The 15,023-nt window shown below is 70.9% G+C and carries 14 protein-coding genes and 1 pseudogene; 4 read left to right on the top strand and 11 right to left on the bottom strand.

Annotation, left to right across the window (positions count from 1 at the left end; genetic code table 11):
- Positions 1-9 precede the first annotated feature (9 nt).
- The 5 genes from ACFYNS_RS07780 to ACFYNS_RS07760 form a co-directional block, all read right to left on the bottom strand.
- On the bottom strand, positions 10-1,476 hold the full coding sequence (locus ACFYNS_RS07780) for an SCO6880 family protein (RefSeq protein ID WP_388601514.1): 1,467 nt from the start codon (positions 1,474-1,476) through the stop codon (positions 10-12).
- Positions 1,477-1,607: 131 nt separating this feature from the next.
- On the bottom strand, positions 1,608-3,017 hold the full coding sequence (locus ACFYNS_RS07775) for an ATP-binding protein (RefSeq protein WP_388601512.1): 1,410 nt from the start codon (positions 3,015-3,017) through the stop codon (positions 1,608-1,610).
- Positions 3,018-3,045: 28 nt separating this feature from the next.
- Positions 3,046-3,726, bottom strand: a complete 681-nt coding sequence (locus ACFYNS_RS07770) for a hypothetical protein (protein WP_388601509.1) — start codon at positions 3,724-3,726, stop codon at positions 3,046-3,048.
- Positions 3,726-4,034 (bottom strand): DUF6112 family protein, encoded by a 309-nt coding sequence (locus ACFYNS_RS07765; RefSeq protein WP_011029048.1) that lies wholly within the window; start codon positions 4,032-4,034, stop codon positions 3,726-3,728. Before ACFYNS_RS07765 ends, ACFYNS_RS07770 begins: the two co-directional genes overlap by 1 nt.
- An 88-nt stretch (positions 4,035-4,122) precedes the next feature.
- Positions 4,123-5,268: a C40 family peptidase gene (locus ACFYNS_RS07760; protein ID WP_358721308.1), complete on the bottom strand. Its 1,146-nt coding sequence runs from the start codon at positions 5,266-5,268 to the stop codon at positions 4,123-4,125.
- Positions 5,269-5,848: 580 nt separating this feature from the next.
- On the opposite strand from ACFYNS_RS07760, the gene ACFYNS_RS07755 reads away from it, so the two are divergent.
- On the top strand, positions 5,849-6,595 hold the full coding sequence (locus ACFYNS_RS07755) for a site-specific DNA-methyltransferase (protein ID WP_047471334.1): 747 nt from the start codon (positions 5,849-5,851) through the stop codon (positions 6,593-6,595).
- Between the two features lie 99 nt (positions 6,596-6,694).
- Here the strand turns inward: ACFYNS_RS07755 and ACFYNS_RS07750 are convergent, their stop codons facing one another.
- Genes ACFYNS_RS07750 through ACFYNS_RS07740 form a run of 3 tightly spaced genes read right to left on the bottom strand, consistent with a single transcriptional unit; the run spans position 6,695 to position 10,364 of the window.
- Positions 6,695-7,630, bottom strand: a complete 936-nt coding sequence (locus tag ACFYNS_RS07750) for a DUF5655 domain-containing protein (protein WP_360379906.1) — start codon at positions 7,628-7,630, stop codon at positions 6,695-6,697.
- A 53-nt stretch (positions 7,631-7,683) separates the two neighbouring features.
- Positions 7,684-8,964, bottom strand: a complete 1,281-nt coding sequence (locus tag ACFYNS_RS07745; protein ID WP_164181878.1) for an MFS transporter — start codon at positions 8,962-8,964, stop codon at positions 7,684-7,686.
- A complete protein-coding gene (locus ACFYNS_RS07740) occupies positions 8,961-10,364 on the bottom strand; it encodes an NAD(P)-binding domain-containing protein (RefSeq protein WP_164181880.1) in 1,404 nt (467 codons plus the stop codon). The genes ACFYNS_RS07745 and ACFYNS_RS07740 overlap by 4 nt, the downstream gene beginning before the upstream one ends.
- Positions 10,365-10,473: 109 nt before the next feature.
- Between ACFYNS_RS07740 and ACFYNS_RS07735 the strand changes: the two genes are divergently transcribed.
- Genes ACFYNS_RS07735 through ACFYNS_RS07725 form a run of 3 tightly spaced genes read left to right on the top strand, consistent with a single transcriptional unit; the run spans position 10,474 to position 12,485 of the window.
- On the top strand, positions 10,474-11,535 hold the full coding sequence (locus ACFYNS_RS07735; protein ID WP_164184060.1) for an NAD(P)/FAD-dependent oxidoreductase: 1,062 nt from the start codon (positions 10,474-10,476) through the stop codon (positions 11,533-11,535).
- A gap of 42 nt (positions 11,536-11,577) precedes the next feature.
- A complete protein-coding gene (locus tag ACFYNS_RS07730; RefSeq protein ID WP_164181882.1) occupies positions 11,578-11,952 on the top strand; it encodes a helix-turn-helix transcriptional regulator in 375 nt (124 codons plus the stop codon).
- A gap of 53 nt (positions 11,953-12,005) precedes the next feature.
- On the top strand, positions 12,006-12,485 hold the full coding sequence (locus ACFYNS_RS07725) for a GNAT family N-acetyltransferase (RefSeq protein WP_164181884.1): 480 nt from the start codon (positions 12,006-12,008) through the stop codon (positions 12,483-12,485).
- 3 nt (positions 12,486-12,488) lie between these two features.
- Here the strand turns inward: ACFYNS_RS07725 and ACFYNS_RS07720 are convergent.
- The 3 genes and pseudogenes from ACFYNS_RS07720 to ACFYNS_RS07710 all read right to left on the bottom strand — a co-directional run bounded on the left by ACFYNS_RS07720 (position 12,489) and on the right by ACFYNS_RS07710 (position 14,966).
- Positions 12,489-13,546, bottom strand: a pseudogene (locus tag ACFYNS_RS07720) (ArsO family NAD(P)H-dependent flavin-containing monooxygenase).
- Positions 13,543-14,661 (bottom strand): ACR3 family arsenite efflux transporter, encoded by a 1,119-nt coding sequence (arsB, locus tag ACFYNS_RS07715; RefSeq protein WP_164181888.1) that lies wholly within the window; start codon positions 14,659-14,661, stop codon positions 13,543-13,545. The pseudogene ACFYNS_RS07720 and the gene arsB overlap by 4 nt, the downstream one beginning before the upstream one ends.
- Complete coding sequence (locus ACFYNS_RS07710) at positions 14,658-14,966, bottom strand: helix-turn-helix transcriptional regulator (RefSeq protein ID WP_164181890.1); 309 nt, start codon at positions 14,964-14,966, stop codon at positions 14,658-14,660. The genes arsB and ACFYNS_RS07710 overlap by 4 nt, the downstream gene beginning before the upstream one ends.
- Positions 14,967-15,023 lie beyond the last annotated feature (57 nt).

The raw sequence follows: 15,023 nt of genomic DNA, 5'->3' as shown, positions 1-15,023 counted from the left end.
AGGGAAGGGTCAGGCAGCGAGCGCGAGCGGCAGGGCGGCGGCGGTGAACGCCTCGGCCTGCTGCCAGGTCAGCGGCCTCAGATCGAGCTGGGCGCCGACAGCGGCGGTCTCCACGACGGCGCAGGCGGTGCGCAGCTCGTCCTCGGTGTCGGCCGAGACGGTCAGCAGACCGGTCAGGGCGACGTCGGCGTGCCCGGCGATGAGCTGGCGTTCGCGGGACTTGATGTCCTGGTACTCGATCGAGTCCGCCTCGGAGTCGACCTGGCCGCGCCGGGCCCGTTCGGCGGCGTCGGCGATCACGCTGGACTTCTTGCGCTGCACGTCGCGCAGGGCGGCGTCGAGGTTCTTCGGCTCGTAGGAGAGCGACAGCGTGCGCCGCACCCCGCCGGTGAACAGGAGCTGGTGCAGGAAGCCGGCGCTGGTCTCGGTGCGCGGCCAGTTCTCCACCCAGTAGGTGGCGTGCACGGCGGAGTCGGTGGCGATGTGATCCGCCTTCTCGACGACCACGACGGGTCCGGCGGCGGCGGGCTCGGCCTCGGGGCGACCGGCCGTGGACCAGCGGTCGAGTGTCGCCAGCGCCTTCGGGTCATAGGAAGTGCGCACCACGGCGGCGATCTCGCGGGCGGTGAGCCAGCCCGTCGGGGTGAGACCGGCGGTCCGCGCCGCCTGGTCGAACGTGGAGGTGCGCTGGGCGAGGACGCTGAAGGCACCGGTGAGACCGCCGCCAGCCTGGTTGATCAGCCGACGGGCCGCCTTGGTGTCCAGGGACACCGCGACGTACGCCTCGTGCGGGGCGGCTGCGGGACCGGCGCTCTGGATCAGCTCGTTATAGATCGCGCCGGCCATCGGGGTGTCGGGGCGGCCGTGCTCTTCCCAGTAGCGGCGCAGCGCGTCGCCGGAGTCGGGGATGGTGCGCTCGATCACCTGGATGCGGGCGATCTGCCCGGTACGGGCGAGAGCTGCCAGCGCGCGTCCCCAGCCGCCGACGTTGGCCTGCTGGGTGCCGGGGTCGAGCAGGGCGTAGGCGCGGGAGGAGACCTTGACCACCGCGGTCAGCGTCCCGGTGTGCGGGTTGTGGACGGCGCCGTACTTGCCGTCGGGAGCGGTGGTCACGCGCAGGCTGGCAGCGGTGCCGGGAAGGTGGAGCAGTCCCTCGCGGGTCGGCCGGCGGGAGGGCCGGGTGAGCCAGACGAGCTGGCCTCGCATCCGGCGCAGCGCGTACCGGACGACGATCGGGGCCCAGTCCGCCAGAGCACGGCCTCGGTGGCGGACGAAGACGAGCAGGGTGATCACGGCCCACAGCGGGATGAGCTGGAGGGCGCCGACCACACCGCGGGCGAGGATCACGGCGAGAAGGAGAAGGCCGGTGAGCCCGGCGACGGCCAACTGCGGGACGGACAGGCCGAGCAGGACGCCGCGCCTGCTGCGGTGCGGGAACTTTACGGTGGGCGTGGAGGACTGGTGCTTGCCGGACATGGTGGTTCCAGACGGTGGGAGCGGGCGGAGGACGGGGCGCGCGGCGCTCTTCTGGACGTCATGGCGAAACCTTCCTGCTGGTGGGGGGCGGGGGCGGGCCGTGGAGTGCGGCCCGCCCCCGGGGATGTGGGTCAGGAACCCGACGGCGGCTGGGTGGGATACACCCAGTTCGTCGGCGTCGCGGAGCCGGTGGCCGACCGTCCGGACGCGGACGCCGGAGAGCCCGAGGCCGAAGGCCCGGGGTCGGCTGGCGGCATGGAGGTCATGTCGCCGCCCGGAGCCGATGCGCCTGTGAGGTGACCGGAGCCGCCCGCAACGCCTTGGGCGGTCGATTCGGAACCTTCCGGTTCGTCCTCGCCAGGACGTGTGATCAGCGGCGGGATCCCGGGGCGCTGGATCAGAGCCCGGCCCTTGTCGCCGCTCGCGTTCGGGTCTTCGCCGTACCGGAAGCGGGTCTGCTGCTTGGGCGGCCCGGCGTCGATGCCCTCCTTGCTGAGGTTGCCGCCGGAGGGGTTGATGCCGGAGGCGACGCCATCGGTGCCCGCGCCGGGGACCTGGTTCGGACCCTGCGGAGCGGGGGCGCCGGTACCGGCCCGCAGTGCGAGGCTGCCTGCGGTCTTCGCGGCTCCTGCGGCGACCGCCATGCCGGCGACACCGGTGCGGTGCATGTCGTCGTGGCCGCCGCCGTCGCTGGCCCAGTGGACGAACTTGTACGTCGCGTAGGGGCAGAGCAACACCAGGACCATCACGACGATGCCGGCCATCGCGTCGGACAGGGCCGCCATTCCGTCGCTGGCGTCGGTCTTGCCCATGGCGGAGACGCCGATCAGGAAGACCACGGTCATCAACAGCTTGGAGACGATCAGGGTGCCGGTGGCCTCGATCCAGCCGCGCCGCCACCGTTTGGCGACTTCCCAGCCGCCGCCGGCCCCCGCGAATACCGCGAGCGCGACCATGATCAGGACGCCGACCTTGCGGGCCACCATCACGCCCCAGTAGAGGAAGGCACCGATCGCGCACCCGAAGGCCACCAGCGCGGGCACACCCCAGCCGAGGCCGTACATGGCCCCCATCTGATCAACCTTGATCACACGACGGATCGCGTCGTCGATCGAGGTGTTGGCGGCTTTGAAGAGGCCGTCGGACAGCGCGTCCACCACGGTGATGGCGACGGTCGTGAAGGCGATGGCGGAGAAGCTGAACAGGACTCCGGTCATGGTGCCGAACGCCGCCTTGGCGAGGGCACGTTCGTCTCGGCGCCAGGCCGCGGTCATGAGCTGGATGCAGAAGATGCCGACGGTCAGGGCGAGGCCGATGGGCAGCAGCAGCTCGTAGTTGTCGCGGAACCAACCGGCGTTGAGGTCGATGGCCGTCGTCTTGTTGACGGCCTTGGCGGCCAGGTCGGCCGCGCTGGACGCCAGCTCGCCCGCCGACTTCGCGATCCACGCGCCGAGACCGTCGGTGACGGTGCCGGCGGGGTTGGTGGCGAAGTCGACAGCGCCGCACACCTTGTCCATCAGCGGGAAGTCGCAGACTCCCATGGGTCGTACCTCCGTTCTGGGGCGAGGGTCAGGGCGCGACGGACGGCATGACGCCGACCAAGGCGCAGGGGTGGTTGGGCCGGCACTGGACCGCGAGGGTGGTGGACCGGCTCTCCGCACCGCCGGCGGCCGAGCCCTTCCAGCGAATCGACTGCTTGCCGGAGACCGTGACGGCGTAGACGTACGCCTGCGTGATCGCCCCGGGGTCGTCCTGGAGAGCCTGGGTAAAGGCATGCGGGAAGTGCCCCTCGTTGATCTTGGCGGTGGCGACCTGCTTGTTGGCCGCCATCTCCTTCCACAGCACGGCCGAGGGGACCTCCTGATCGACGGAGGCCGGATCGGCGTACTTCGACTCCGTGGTCAGCCAGCCGCGCAGCGCCTTGCGCAGCTCGGGCTGCGAGTACGCGCGGGTGTCGTACGACCACAGCGCTGCGGCGGCGGCCTTCCCGTACGTGATCGGGTCGTGGGTCTTCGGCGGAACGGGCAGAGCGCGGGGCCGGGTGTGCGGCCCGGACGGTGTCGCGGGCGACGAGGACGCCGTGGGCGAACTCGGCGGTGGAGAAGCGGTATCGGAGGGGCTTCGGCCCTCGCGGGTGAGGTAGGCGGCCAGGCCGGCGAGGGCGACGAGCACCGCCAGGACGGCAGTGCCGAGCAGCGCCCGGCGGCGCACGCGAGATGCGCCGCCGGGGTGGGCGGAGTGCTGAGCCATCAGTGGACCTGCGTCCCCAGCGTCGAGAAGAACGCCACTACACCGTTGGCCGCACCGAGAAGAAGGGCCGCGCCCGCGCTGACCAGCACGCCCTTCTTCCCGTTCGCCTCGGCCTGGTGACCACCGGAGTGGTGACCCCAGGCCCACACGCCCGCACTGACGGCGAGGGCTCCGACCACGGCGATGAGCCCGAACAAGTTGATCGAGCCCATCACCTGCTTGAGGACGTTGAGGCCCGGAAGCCCGCCCTCGTTGGGCTTGATTCCGGGGTCGTAGGCGAGCTGTATGACCTGTTCAGCGAGATACACGGGAACTCCAGTTCGAATGAGCGCACGCCAAAGCCCGGAGGGGCGAACCAGCGGTGCGAGGGGAGGTGAGGAGGGGGAGGAGCGCCGGTCAGACGACTCGGCGGGCCGCGAGAATCCGCGATTTCCAGGACGCGACGGTGGCGATCCGTACGACGTCACCGGTGTGCGGGGCGTGGACGATCAGGCCCTGCCCGATCGCCATCCCGACGTGTTCCGGTACGGCGGCCGTCCCCTCGGTGAAGAGGAGGTCGCCCGGCTTGAGGGCATCGACCGAGACGGCCTTGCCGCCCTTGACCTGCGTGTACGTGGTCCGCGTCAGGGTGACCCCGGCGGCCTTGTACGCGCCCTGCATCAGGGAGGAGCAGTCGCAGCGGCCCATCGGGTTCTTGCCGCGGGAGTCGGTGCACGTGCCGCCCCACTGATACGGGGTGCCGAGCTGGCCGAGCGCCCACCGGATCGCCGCCTGTACCTTCGGCGGCGCGGAGGCGGGAATCTTGTACTCGTCCGGCTGGGCGCCCGCCGGGATGGTGCCGAAGTCCGTCCCGTCGCCGTCCGCCGAACAACCCCCCGCGGAATCGGGAGAGGGGCTCCCGGTGTCGGCAGAGCCGGACGGCGACGGGCTCGGCGATGCGCCGCCGGCCTTCTGCAGCAGGGGCTCGATGGCCTTCTGCAGGGCGGTGGCCAGCGGCTCCCATTTGGCGTACGCCTCCGGGAAGCCCGACTTCTGTACCGCCTGCGCGGCCTGGGTGACAGAGAGGGACTGCCAGCCGGAGACCTTCTTGAGCCCCTCGTAGAACTTCGTCGAGGCGTGCACCGGGTCAAGGATCTGGCTAGCCGTACCCCAGCCCATCGACGGCCGCTGCTGGAAGAGACCCAGCGAATCGCGGTCGCCGTAGGTCAGGTTCCGCAGGCCGCTCTCCTGCAGCGCGGTCGCCAAGGCGACGACCTGCCCTCGGGCGGGGATGTTCATCGCAACGCCCGTGGCCTGGATCGTCTTGGCGTTGGGCACTTGGTCGGCAGGCGCGTCCAGACCCGGCACGGAGACCGAGCCCCTGTCGCCGCCGTCCAGGATGGCCTTCACCTGCTTGGCGACGGCGGAGGCGTCCACACCCTGTGCACCGTCGGTCGAGCACGAAGCCGAGGCCGTCCCGGCCCCGATGCCAAGAATCGGCAGTGCCAGCAGGAGCGGTCCGGTGGCGCACAGACCGACGAGGGCTCCCGTCGTCTTCTTCACGGCCACCCCCGTTCAGCGCGGCGGCGGTGCGGACCGGTCGAGGGAGGTGGGTCGGGGCACGGGTGTGTCAGGGCATGCTGCACCGCAGCGGCTCCTCGGTGATCGAAGGAGACGCGGTGCCGACTTCTCGTGCAAAGCCGTCGGCACCGCGCCGATGTGCATCCGCCTCTCGGCGGGCCCAGGTCAGAGGAGTTGGTAGCTCCGAGACGCCGGTTTCAGGTCACGCGCGGCAGCCAGCCGCGCTCGTAATCTCAGGCAGTGCACAGTGGCCTCCTCACGGCGTTCAAGGGCAGATGGGCAACATGCCCCCGACACCGCCCGATTGGACGAGACAGCACGGATAAGCACAGCTCAACGGGGGTGGAGCAGCGCTCCTTCCCGGTGGCACGGCGAGACAGTAGACCGGGATTCCGGCCGCGCCAAACGACTGCCATCCAGGGGCCCGAAGCAGGGAGCCACCTCGTTAGGCGCGGCCGGAATTCGCCGTTAACCTCCGCTGCAACCTCACACCGGATGCACGCCGTTGAGCGCTGCCCGGAGCAGGTCCAGACTCCGCCGCGCCCGAAGAGAGGCCCTCCCCATGAGCTACACGCTGCACCGAGGCGACGCCCTGACCGTCCTGAAGTCCCTCCCGGACGAGAGCGTCCAGGCGGTGATCACCGATCCGCCGTACAACTCCGGGGGCCGCACCAGCTCCGACCGGACCGGCCGTACCGCACGTGCCAAGTACGTCACGAGCAACTCGGCGCACGACCTCGCCAACTTCCCCGGCGAGAACCGCGACCAGCGCTCCTACCGCTCCTGGCTCACCGAACTGCTCACCGAGGCCTACCGGGCCTCGACCGAGCACGCGGTCGCCATGGTCTTCACCGACTGGCGCCAGGAGCCGACCACCTCCGACGCCCTTCAGATGGCGGGATGGACCTGGAGCGGCACGATCCCGTGGATCAAGCCGTCCAGCCGGCCCCGCAAGGGCGGGCCGAAGCAGGACTCGGAGTTCATCATCTGGGGCGTCAAGGGCTCCCTCGACAACACCCGCGACCTCTACCTGCCGGGGCACTACATCGCCTCCCAGCCCCGCAAGGGCCGGGTTCACATCACCCAGAAGCCGGTCGAGGTCATGCAGCAGCTCGTCCAGGTCTGCCCCGAGGGCGGCACCGTCCTTGACCCGTTCACCGGCAGCGGCTCCACCGGGGTCGCGGCCCTGCGCGAGGGACGCCGCTTCGTGGGCGTCGAGCTGTCCGCGCACTACGCGGACGTCGCCGAGGAGCGGCTGCGGGCAGAACTGACGAAGGACGACTTCGAGCTGGCCGGACCGGAGGCATGATCGTGAGAGCGGAGAGAGGCCAGGGCCGGCGGCCCACAGACGCCAAAGGGGCGGCTGGAGCATCGACTAACCGATGCACCAGCCGCCCCTCCTGTTACGTCAGGCCGCCTCGAACGCCCGCCGGATCAGCGGCGCCGCCTTCTCCAAGTCGGCTGCCGAGACGACGCGGACCTCCAGGTCGCCGGTCCCGAGGTGTCCGATACCGCGCATGTCCCGGGTGAAGCCCTCCTCCAACTCGACCGTGTCCGGTTCGAGTCTGAGGTACACCAGGATCGCCTCGTGCTTCGGACGGAAGATCACCGACGCCACGTTCACCAACCGCCGGTAGGCGATGTAGTGCCGCAACGGCGCCACCTCCACCTCGCCCCAGGCCGTGAGCGCCGCGTCCAGTTCCGCGTACAGGTCCCGCAGGCACTCCGGCACCGCTCCTCCACCCGCAGGCGCAGAGATCGCCGAAGACGTCGGCACGCTGTCCGCCACGGGTGCCCGCTCCCGGCCCCGGCGAGAAGAGGCAGCGCTCGGGAAGCCGGTCGCGGAGTCCACGAGCAGCAGCCCCAGCAGGCCACCGTCGAAGATCCGGTAGCGCACCAGGTCGATCCGCTCGGGCAACCTCTGCACCGCCACCCGGTCGTGATGCGAGAAGCCCGCCGCGATGCAGATCATCCGCGGACGACACCAGTCGACGGACTCGGCCACCTCCGCCCCCAGCACCTTCCGCACGAGCGCCTCGAACTCGTGGTGCGCCGACTCCAGCCAGGACAGGTAGGAGACCGCCTGGGACACCACCCCGCTGTCCGAGCCCTTCTTGAACTCGATCACCACCGGGCTGCCGTTCTCATCGAGCCCCAGGGTGTCGATCCGCCCCCGGTGCCAAGGCCCGGTCGGATACTCCGAGGCCAGGAAACGGACGCCCAGCATCTGATCCAGGCCGGCCTCGACCCGCCGCTGCAGCTCCACCTCCAGCGCCACCGTCGAGCCGGCCAGCTCGACATCCCGTCCGTCCGCGCCCTGCCGGAACATCATCAGCTCGGCCACCAGCGCCCCCTCCCGCGATCTCTACAAGGAAACCAATCGAACGAACGCCCTGGCTATTCCGCTCGCGGGCGGTCCGAGGGCAGAACTGTACGGGTCCTTTTGTCAGCGAGGTTCGATCGCTCGACAGGATTGGTCCATGCCGTGAAGAGGACTGCGATGAGAGGGAGCCCGGCCAGGAGAGCGAAGAGTGGTCCATAGCCACCGAGGGGCGCGGCGAGGGCTGCGCCTGCGAAGGGTGCGAGCGCGGCGGCGGTAGTTGCTGGCGCTGCGAGGAGTCCGGAGAGGCGGCCGTAGTGGGTTGCGCCCCATCGGTCGGTGATGGCGGTTGCCTGTAGGAGTGTGAGGTTGCCGCGGACCGCTCCGGCCAGGATCGACACAGCGATTAGCAGTACGTACGGACCGGGGACGGCTGCAAAGGCGGCGGTGGTCAGTCCACCGAGGGCGATGAGGATCGTCGTGCGGGCCGTGACGGTGGTCCGCCGGGAGAGGGTGGCGTACAGGGTGCGGCCGAGGGTTTGTCCGGCGCCGCCGATGCCGAGTGCCCAGGCGGCCTGGCTGGTGGTGTATCCGCGTTCCAGGAGGAGGGGAACGAGGGCGACGACGACGGCGTACATCGCGAAGCTGGACAGGGTGAAGGCGGCGGCGAGCAGGAGGAACGGTCGGCTGCGAGCGACTTCGGCAGTGTTTGCGGCCGTGTGGGCAGGGCCGGTTGGGGCGTCGGGCCAGGGCGCGCGCAGGGCCAGGGCGTGGGCGGGGATGGTGATGGCGGCGAGGATGCCAGCGAGCACGAGGTAGGTGTGGCGCCAGGACAGATGGTCGGCGAGTGCTGCAGTCAGGGGTGCGAAGACGGTTGACGCGAGCCCGCCGGCAAGGGTGACGACAGTCAGGGCCCGCACGTGGTCGGGGCCCCACCAGCGGGTGAGAGCGGCGAACGCGGGCTGATAGAACGTGGCCGCCATCGCGAGTCCGGCGAGCGCCCAACCGACGATGAATACCGGGATGTTCGGGGCTGCGGCCACGATCAGCAGGCTGACCACGCCGAGCACGGAGCCGACGGTCATGACGGTGCGCGGTCCGCGTCGGTCGAGGATGCGCCCGACGCGGATCCCGGCGAGGGCGGAGACGACGAGGCCGAGTGAGAACGCCGCGGTGGTTGCCCCGGCCGGCCAGCCGGTCGCGGCGTTGATCTGGGGGTTGAGGACGGGGAAGGCGTAGTAGACGATGCCCCAGCTCACGATCTGCGTGATGCACAGGGCGGGCAGGGCGGCGCGGGGCCGCGACCGGCCCCCTATTCCGGTCGCGGCCCCGCGCGTGGGGGTGCCTAGGTCGGTCACGAGCCGCAGCAGCCACCTGCGGGGGCTTCTTCGGCAGCTGCTCCGATCGTGGCGGGGGCACCGAGCTGGACGAGCTGCGGGGTGGGCGCGCAGCAGCCGCCGCCGTCGGCCTGCTGGGTGTCGGGGGTGTCGAACAGGCCGGCACCGCCGCAGACTCCGGTCTCGGGCAGGGTGAGTTCCACGCGGTCGGCGGACTCGATGTCGCCGGCGATCGCGGCGGCCACGGAGCGCACCTGCTCGTATCCCGTCATCGCGAGGAACGTCGGAGCGCGGCCGTAGGACTTCATCCCGACCAGGTAGACCCCCGTCTCCGGGTGGGAGAGCTCGCGGTGGCCGTGCGGGTAGACAGTCCCGCAGGAGTGCTGGTTGGGGTCGATCAGCGGAGCCAGCTCGACGGGCGCCTGGAGGCGCTCGTCGAGGCCCAGGCGCAGCTCGTCCAGGAAGGACAGGTCGGGGCGGAAACCGGTGAGGACGATGACCTCGTCGACCGGGTCCAGGCGGCGCCCGTCCTCGCCGATCAGGACCAGGGCGCCGTCTGCGTCGCGCTCGAAGGCGTCGGTGCGGAAGCCGGTGACCGCGTCCGCGTGGCCCTCGTCGACTGCGGCCTTCGCCGCCAGGCCCAGGGCTCCGCGGGCCGGGAGCTGGTCGGCCTCGCCCCCGCCGAAGGTGGAACCCGAGATACCCCGGCGCAGGATCCATACGCCCTTCGTGCCTGCGCCGTCCTTGGACTTGGCGAGGTCGGCGAGGTAGGCGAGAGCGGTGAAGGCGGAGGCGCCGGAGCCGATCACAGCGGTGCGCTTGCCCGCGTACCGCGCGCGCACGGCCGGGTTCTTCAGGTCCGGGACGCGGTAGGTGATCCGGTCGGCTGCGGCCTTCTCGCCGAGGGCGGCGAGGCCGCTGCCGCCGGCGGGGCTGGGCGTGTCCCAGGTGCCGGAGGCGTCGATGACGGCGCGGGCGAAGAGGCGCTCCTCACGGCCGTCTGCGTGGGCGAGGTGCACGACGAAGGGCTGCTGCTCGCGGTCGGCGTCGACGATGCGGTCCCGGCCGCTGCGCGAGACGCCGATGACGGTGGCGCCGAGACGGACGCGGTTACCGAGGGCGTCGGCGAGCGGCTGGAGGTAGAGGTCGGCCCAGTCGCCGCCGGAGGGGTAGGTGGCCGGGTCGGGCCGTGTCCAGCCGGTGGGGGCCAGCAGCTTCTCGGCGGCGGGGTCGACGACCTCGGCCCAGGTGGAGAACAGGCGCACGTGCGACCACTCGCGCACCGCAGCGCCGGCGCTTGGGCCGGCTTCCAGGACCAGGGGCTCGATGCCCTGGTCGATGAGGTGGGCGGCGGCGGCCAGACCGGCGGGTCCGGCTCCGATCACGACGACGGGCAGCTCGGTGGTGGCGGGCGCGTTCACGGCGACTCCTTGCGTGTTTCGACATCTGTCGATGGCTTGCGCGGCCCAGCATCGCACCTGTATTGATGAGCGTCAACATAGACATTCATCGAAACCAGGGGGATTCCTGATGCAGCGCATCGACGTCGCCGTGATCGGCGGCGGTCAGTCCGGGCTCGCCGCCGCCCACACCTTGCTCCGCCGTGGGCTGCGGCCGGTGGTGCTGGAGGCATCCGGCGGTACGGCCGGGTCGTGGCCGCGCTACTACGACAGCCTCACGCTGTTCTCGCCCGCCCGGTACAGCTCCTTGCCCGGGATGCCGTTTCCCGGAGCTGACCGGGACCGCTACCCGCACCGTGACGAGGTCGTCGCCTACCTCACTGCCTACGCCGACCGCCTGGACGCCGACATCCGCACCGGCCAGCGCGTCACCTGCGTACGCCGGGCCGGATCCGAATTCGAGTTGACCCTCGACGCTGGCGGCCGGCTCACGGCCCGCGCCGTCGTCGCGGCCTCCGGAACCTTCGGGCGACCGCACCGGCCAGCACTGCCGGGCCTTCGGGAGTTCACCGGCCGGGTGCTGCACGCCGCCGACTACCGCAGCCCGTCGCCGTTCGCCGGCCGCCGGGTGGTCGTGGTCGGGGCCGGCAACTCCGCAGTGCAGATCGCCGCCGAGCTTGCAAGCACCGCGCACGTCACGCTCGCCACCCGCGGACCGGTGAAGTTCGCGGCGCAGCGCATCCTCGGCCGAGACCTGCACTTCTGGACGGCCCGCACCGGCGTGGACATCGCACCTCTCGGCCGGCTCTTGCCGCGCCCGCCGGCACAGCCGGTCCTCGATGACGGCCGTTACCGCGCAGCCCTGGCCGCCGGGCAACCTGACCGGCGATCACTGTTCACCGGCTCCGACGGGGCCAAGCTCCTCTGGCCGGACGGAGAGCGGGAGGAGGTCGACGTGATCGTGCTCGCCACGGGCTACCGCCCCGACCTGCCCTACCTCAGCGACCTCGGCGACGCCCTCGATTCCGAACGGAAGCCGCAGCACCGCGAGGGGCTCGCCATCGGGGTGCCGGGGCTGGCGTTCGTGGGGCTTGAGTGGCAGCGCAGCCTGTCGTCGAACTCGCTGCGCGGGGTCGGACGGGACGCGGAGCGGATCGCCCGGCGCCTGGCTGACTGCCTTGCCCGCCGGTGACGACTCTCGCGGCGCTGGTTCGACGTGTGTCAACATAGACGTATGTCGAATGCGAAGGTACTGCCGCTGCTCGACCTCACCGGCGGCCAGGGTGTCGCGCCGTGCTGCCCGCCGCTGACCGAGCGCCCCATGACCGCAGAGGAGGCCGAGACGGCTTCGCGGATGTTCAAGGCGCTGGGCGACCCAGTCCGGCTGCGGCTGTTCTCCGCCGTGGCCTCGCACGAGGGCGGGGAGGCGTGCGTATGCGACATCTCCGATGTCGGCGTCTCCCAGCCCACGGTGTCCCATCACCTGAAGAAGCTGAAGGAGGCCGGGCTGCTCACCTCCGAGCGGCGCGGCACCTGGGTCTACTACCGGGTCGAGCCGTCGGTGCTCGCCGCGATGGGCAAGCTGCTGGCCGTGCCGGCCGCGGCCTGACACTGGACAGGACAGAGGGGGAAGCAGTGAGTCGGGCGCTGAGTGTGGCGGTCATGCCGCTGACGGCGGAGCATGCCGAGCAGGTGCTGGCCATCTACCAGGCCGGCATCGACGAGGGCAATGCCACCTTCGAGACCACCCCACCGTCGTGGGAGGCGTTCGACGCCACGAAGCTGCCCGAGCACCGCTTTGCCGCTCTCGACGAGCACGGAGCGGTGCTGGGCTGGGTCGCCGCGAGCCGGGTCTCGGACCGGTGCGCGTACGCGGGTGTGGTCGAGCACTCCGTCTACGTTCACCCCGCCGCCCGCGGTCGCGGCGTCGCCTCCTCCTTGCTGAAGGCCCTGATCGACTCCACCGAGCAGGCCGGGATCTGGACCATCCAGTCCGGGATCTTCCCCGAGAACGCCGCCAGCCTCGCCGTTCACCAGCGGACCGGCTTCCGCGTCATCGGCACCCGGGAGCGGATCGGACGCCATCACGGCATCTGGCGCGACGTCGTCCTCATCGAACGCCGCAGCCCCGCCGCCACCTGACCGTCAGAGAAGCTGAGCGATCGCCTGTGCAGCGTCACGGGCCGGGCGGCCGACACCGATGAGCGTGGCTGAGGCGGGGCCGGTCCAGTCGCCGTAGCCGAGCAGGTGCAGCCGCGGTTCGCCGAGCGCCCGCGTGCCGTCGGTGGGGATGTGCCCCCGCGCGCTGCGCAGGTTCAGCGGGGCGAGATGGGCGAGCGCCGGGCGGAAGCCGGTGCACCAGATGACCGCGTCAGCGCCCGAATGACTGCCGTCGGCCCACCGGGCACCGTCGGCGGCGAGGCGGGCGAACATAGGCTTCGCGACCAAGAGCCCTGCGTCGCGGGCGGCACGGACGGGCGGCACGGCGACGATGTCACCGAGCGAGGCGACCCGCCGGTGTCCCTGCGGCCCTCTTCGAGGGCGCGGCGGCGGGCGGTGGCCACGTCGAACAGGGTCCGGCCGTCGATGTCGTCGGCCAGGAACTGCGGCGGGCGCTGGGTCACCCACGTCACCTCGACCTGGCCGTCCAGGGCGAGGTCGGCGGCGGTCTGTGCGCCGGAATTCCCGCCGCCGACCACGACGACCCGCTGACCGGTGAAGTCGGCCGGCGAGCGGTAGTTCACCGTGTGCAGCTGCCGACCGGTGAAGGCGCTGCGGCCGGGAACGGCAGGGAGGAAGGGCCGCGACCAGGTGCCGGTCGCGCTGATGACCGCGCGGGCCCGCCACAGACCGGTGTCCGCCTCGACCAGCAGCGATTCGCCCTCCCGGCGTACGGCATTCACGCGGGTGCCGTGCTGCACGGGCAGGTCGTAGCGCTTCTCGTAGTCGGCCAGGTAGTCCACCACGTGCCCGGCGTCCGGGTAGATCTCGCCCGCCTGGGCGGGCATGAGCCTCCCCGGCAGCGAGGAGTGCTCTGCGGGGGAGAACAGGTGCAGGGAGTCCCACATGTGCTGCCAGGCCCCGCCCGGAGCCGGACCGGCGTCCAGGACGGTGAAGTCCAGGTTCTGGCGGCGCAGGTGGTAGCCGGCGGCGAGCCCGGCCTGGCCGCCGCCGACCACCACCACGTCGACCCGGTGCGTCATGGGGCCGTCGTCACCGCGTCGGCGGCGAACTTCTTTCGCCAGGCGAGCGCGACGTAGACCAGGCCGATCAGTACCGGGACCTCGATGAGCGGTCCGACGACGCCGGACAGGGCTTGACCGGAGGTGACGCCGAAGGTGGCGATGGCGACCGCGATGGCCAGCTCGAAGTTGTTGCCCGCCGCGGTGAACGCCAGGGTCGTGGTGCGGTCGTAGGCCAGGCCCAGACCCTTGCCGAGGAGGAAGGTGCCGAAGAACATGATCGCGAAGTACACCAGCAGCGGCAGCGCGATCCGCACGACGTCCAGCGGCTGCGAGGTGATGGTCTTCCCCTGCAGGGCGAAGAGAATGACGATCGTGAACAGCAGCCCGTACAGGGCCCACGGGCCGATCCTCGGCAGGAATCTCGCCTCGTAGCCCTCGCGGCCCATCCTCTGCTCGCCGATGCGTCGGGTGAGGAAGCCAGCCAGCAGCGGGATACCGAGGAAGATGACGACGTTCAGCGCAATGTGCCAGACGGATACGTCCAGACCCTGGCCGTCGCCCAGGTTCAGCCAGCGCGGTAGCAGGTCGAGGTAGAACCAGCCCAGCAGGCCGAACGCGATGACCTGGAAGACCGAGTTCAGTGCGACGAGGACGGCGGCGGCTTCGCGGTCGCCGCAGGCGAGGTCGTTCCAGATGATGACCATGGCGATGCAGCGGGCGAGGCCGACGATGATCAGGCCGGTGCGGTACTCGGGAAGGTCCGGCAGGAAGATCCACGCCAGGGCGAACATGACGGCGGGGCCGACGACCCAGTTGATGACCAGCGAGGAGATGAGCAGCTTGCGGTCGCTGGTGACGCGGTCGAGCCGGTCGTAGCGGACCTTGGCGAGGACCGGGTACATCATGACGAGCAGGCCGAGCGCGATCGGCAGGGAGATCCCGCCGATCTCGATCTTCGCGAGCGCGTCGTTCATCCCCGGGATGAGGCGGCCCAGGCCCAGGCCGACGGCCATGGCGAGCAGGATCCACACCGCGAGGTAGCGGTCGAGGGTGGAGAGCTTCTTGACGATCGAGTCGTCCCCGGCCGGGCTGGCACCCGGGGTCGGGGTGGTGGTGGGCTCGGTGGAGGTCACGGGCAGGCCCTCTTGTTCTCGGAAGCGGTGCGGGCGGAGTCGGCGAGCGCGGCGAACTGCTCGGAGAGCCCGGCCAGGACCTCGGGGCGCAGCTTGTAGTAGATGAACCGGCCGCAGGGTTCGGTGTCCACCACGCCGGCCTCGCGCAGGACCTTCATGTGGTTGGAGAGGTTGGTCTGCTTGGCGCCGGTCTCCTCGACCAGGTGCGTGGTGCACAGGGTCTCGCGGGCGAGCAGGGTCACGATCTTGAGCCTGAGCGGGTCGGCCAGAACCCGGATCAGATCAGTGTCGACTGACGTCATCATGGACTGATACTGTCACATCATTCGGCACTGACACCAGTCCGTACTGAACTTGCTGGG

The organism is Streptomyces sp. NPDC006925, from assembly GCF_042869575.1.
In the GTDB taxonomy this organism is placed as follows: domain Bacteria; phylum Actinomycetota; class Actinomycetes; order Streptomycetales; family Streptomycetaceae; genus Streptomyces.
This window is presented reverse-complemented; position numbering and strand designations above follow the sequence as displayed.

Excerpts from the sequence above, each read along its gene's own strand:
- ACFYNS_RS07775 (WP_388601512.1), bottom strand. The coding sequence starts at position 3,017 with ATGGGAGTCTGCGACTTCCCGCTGATGGACAAGGTGTGCGGCGCTGTC.
- ACFYNS_RS07755 (WP_047471334.1), top strand. The coding sequence starts at position 5,849 with ATGAGCTACACGCTGCACCGAGGCGACGCCCTGACCGTCCTGAAGTCC.
- ACFYNS_RS07725 (WP_164181884.1), top strand. The coding sequence starts at position 12,006 with ATGCCGCTGACGGCGGAGCATGCCGAGCAGGTGCTGGCCATCTACCAG.
- ACFYNS_RS07710 (WP_164181890.1), bottom strand. The coding sequence starts at position 14,966 with ATGATGACGTCAGTCGACACTGATCTGATCCGGGTTCTGGCCGACCCG.
- ACFYNS_RS07770 (WP_388601509.1), bottom strand. The coding sequence starts at position 3,726 with ATGGCTCAGCACTCCGCCCACCCCGGCGGCGCATCTCGCGTGCGCCGC.
- ACFYNS_RS07780 (WP_388601514.1), bottom strand. The coding sequence starts at position 1,476 with ATGTCCGGCAAGCACCAGTCCTCCACGCCCACCGTAAAGTTCCCGCAC.
- ACFYNS_RS07730 (WP_164181882.1), top strand. The coding sequence starts at position 11,578 with ATGTCGAATGCGAAGGTACTGCCGCTGCTCGACCTCACCGGCGGCCAG.
- ACFYNS_RS07735 (WP_164184060.1), top strand. The coding sequence starts at position 10,474 with ATGCAGCGCATCGACGTCGCCGTGATCGGCGGCGGTCAGTCCGGGCTC.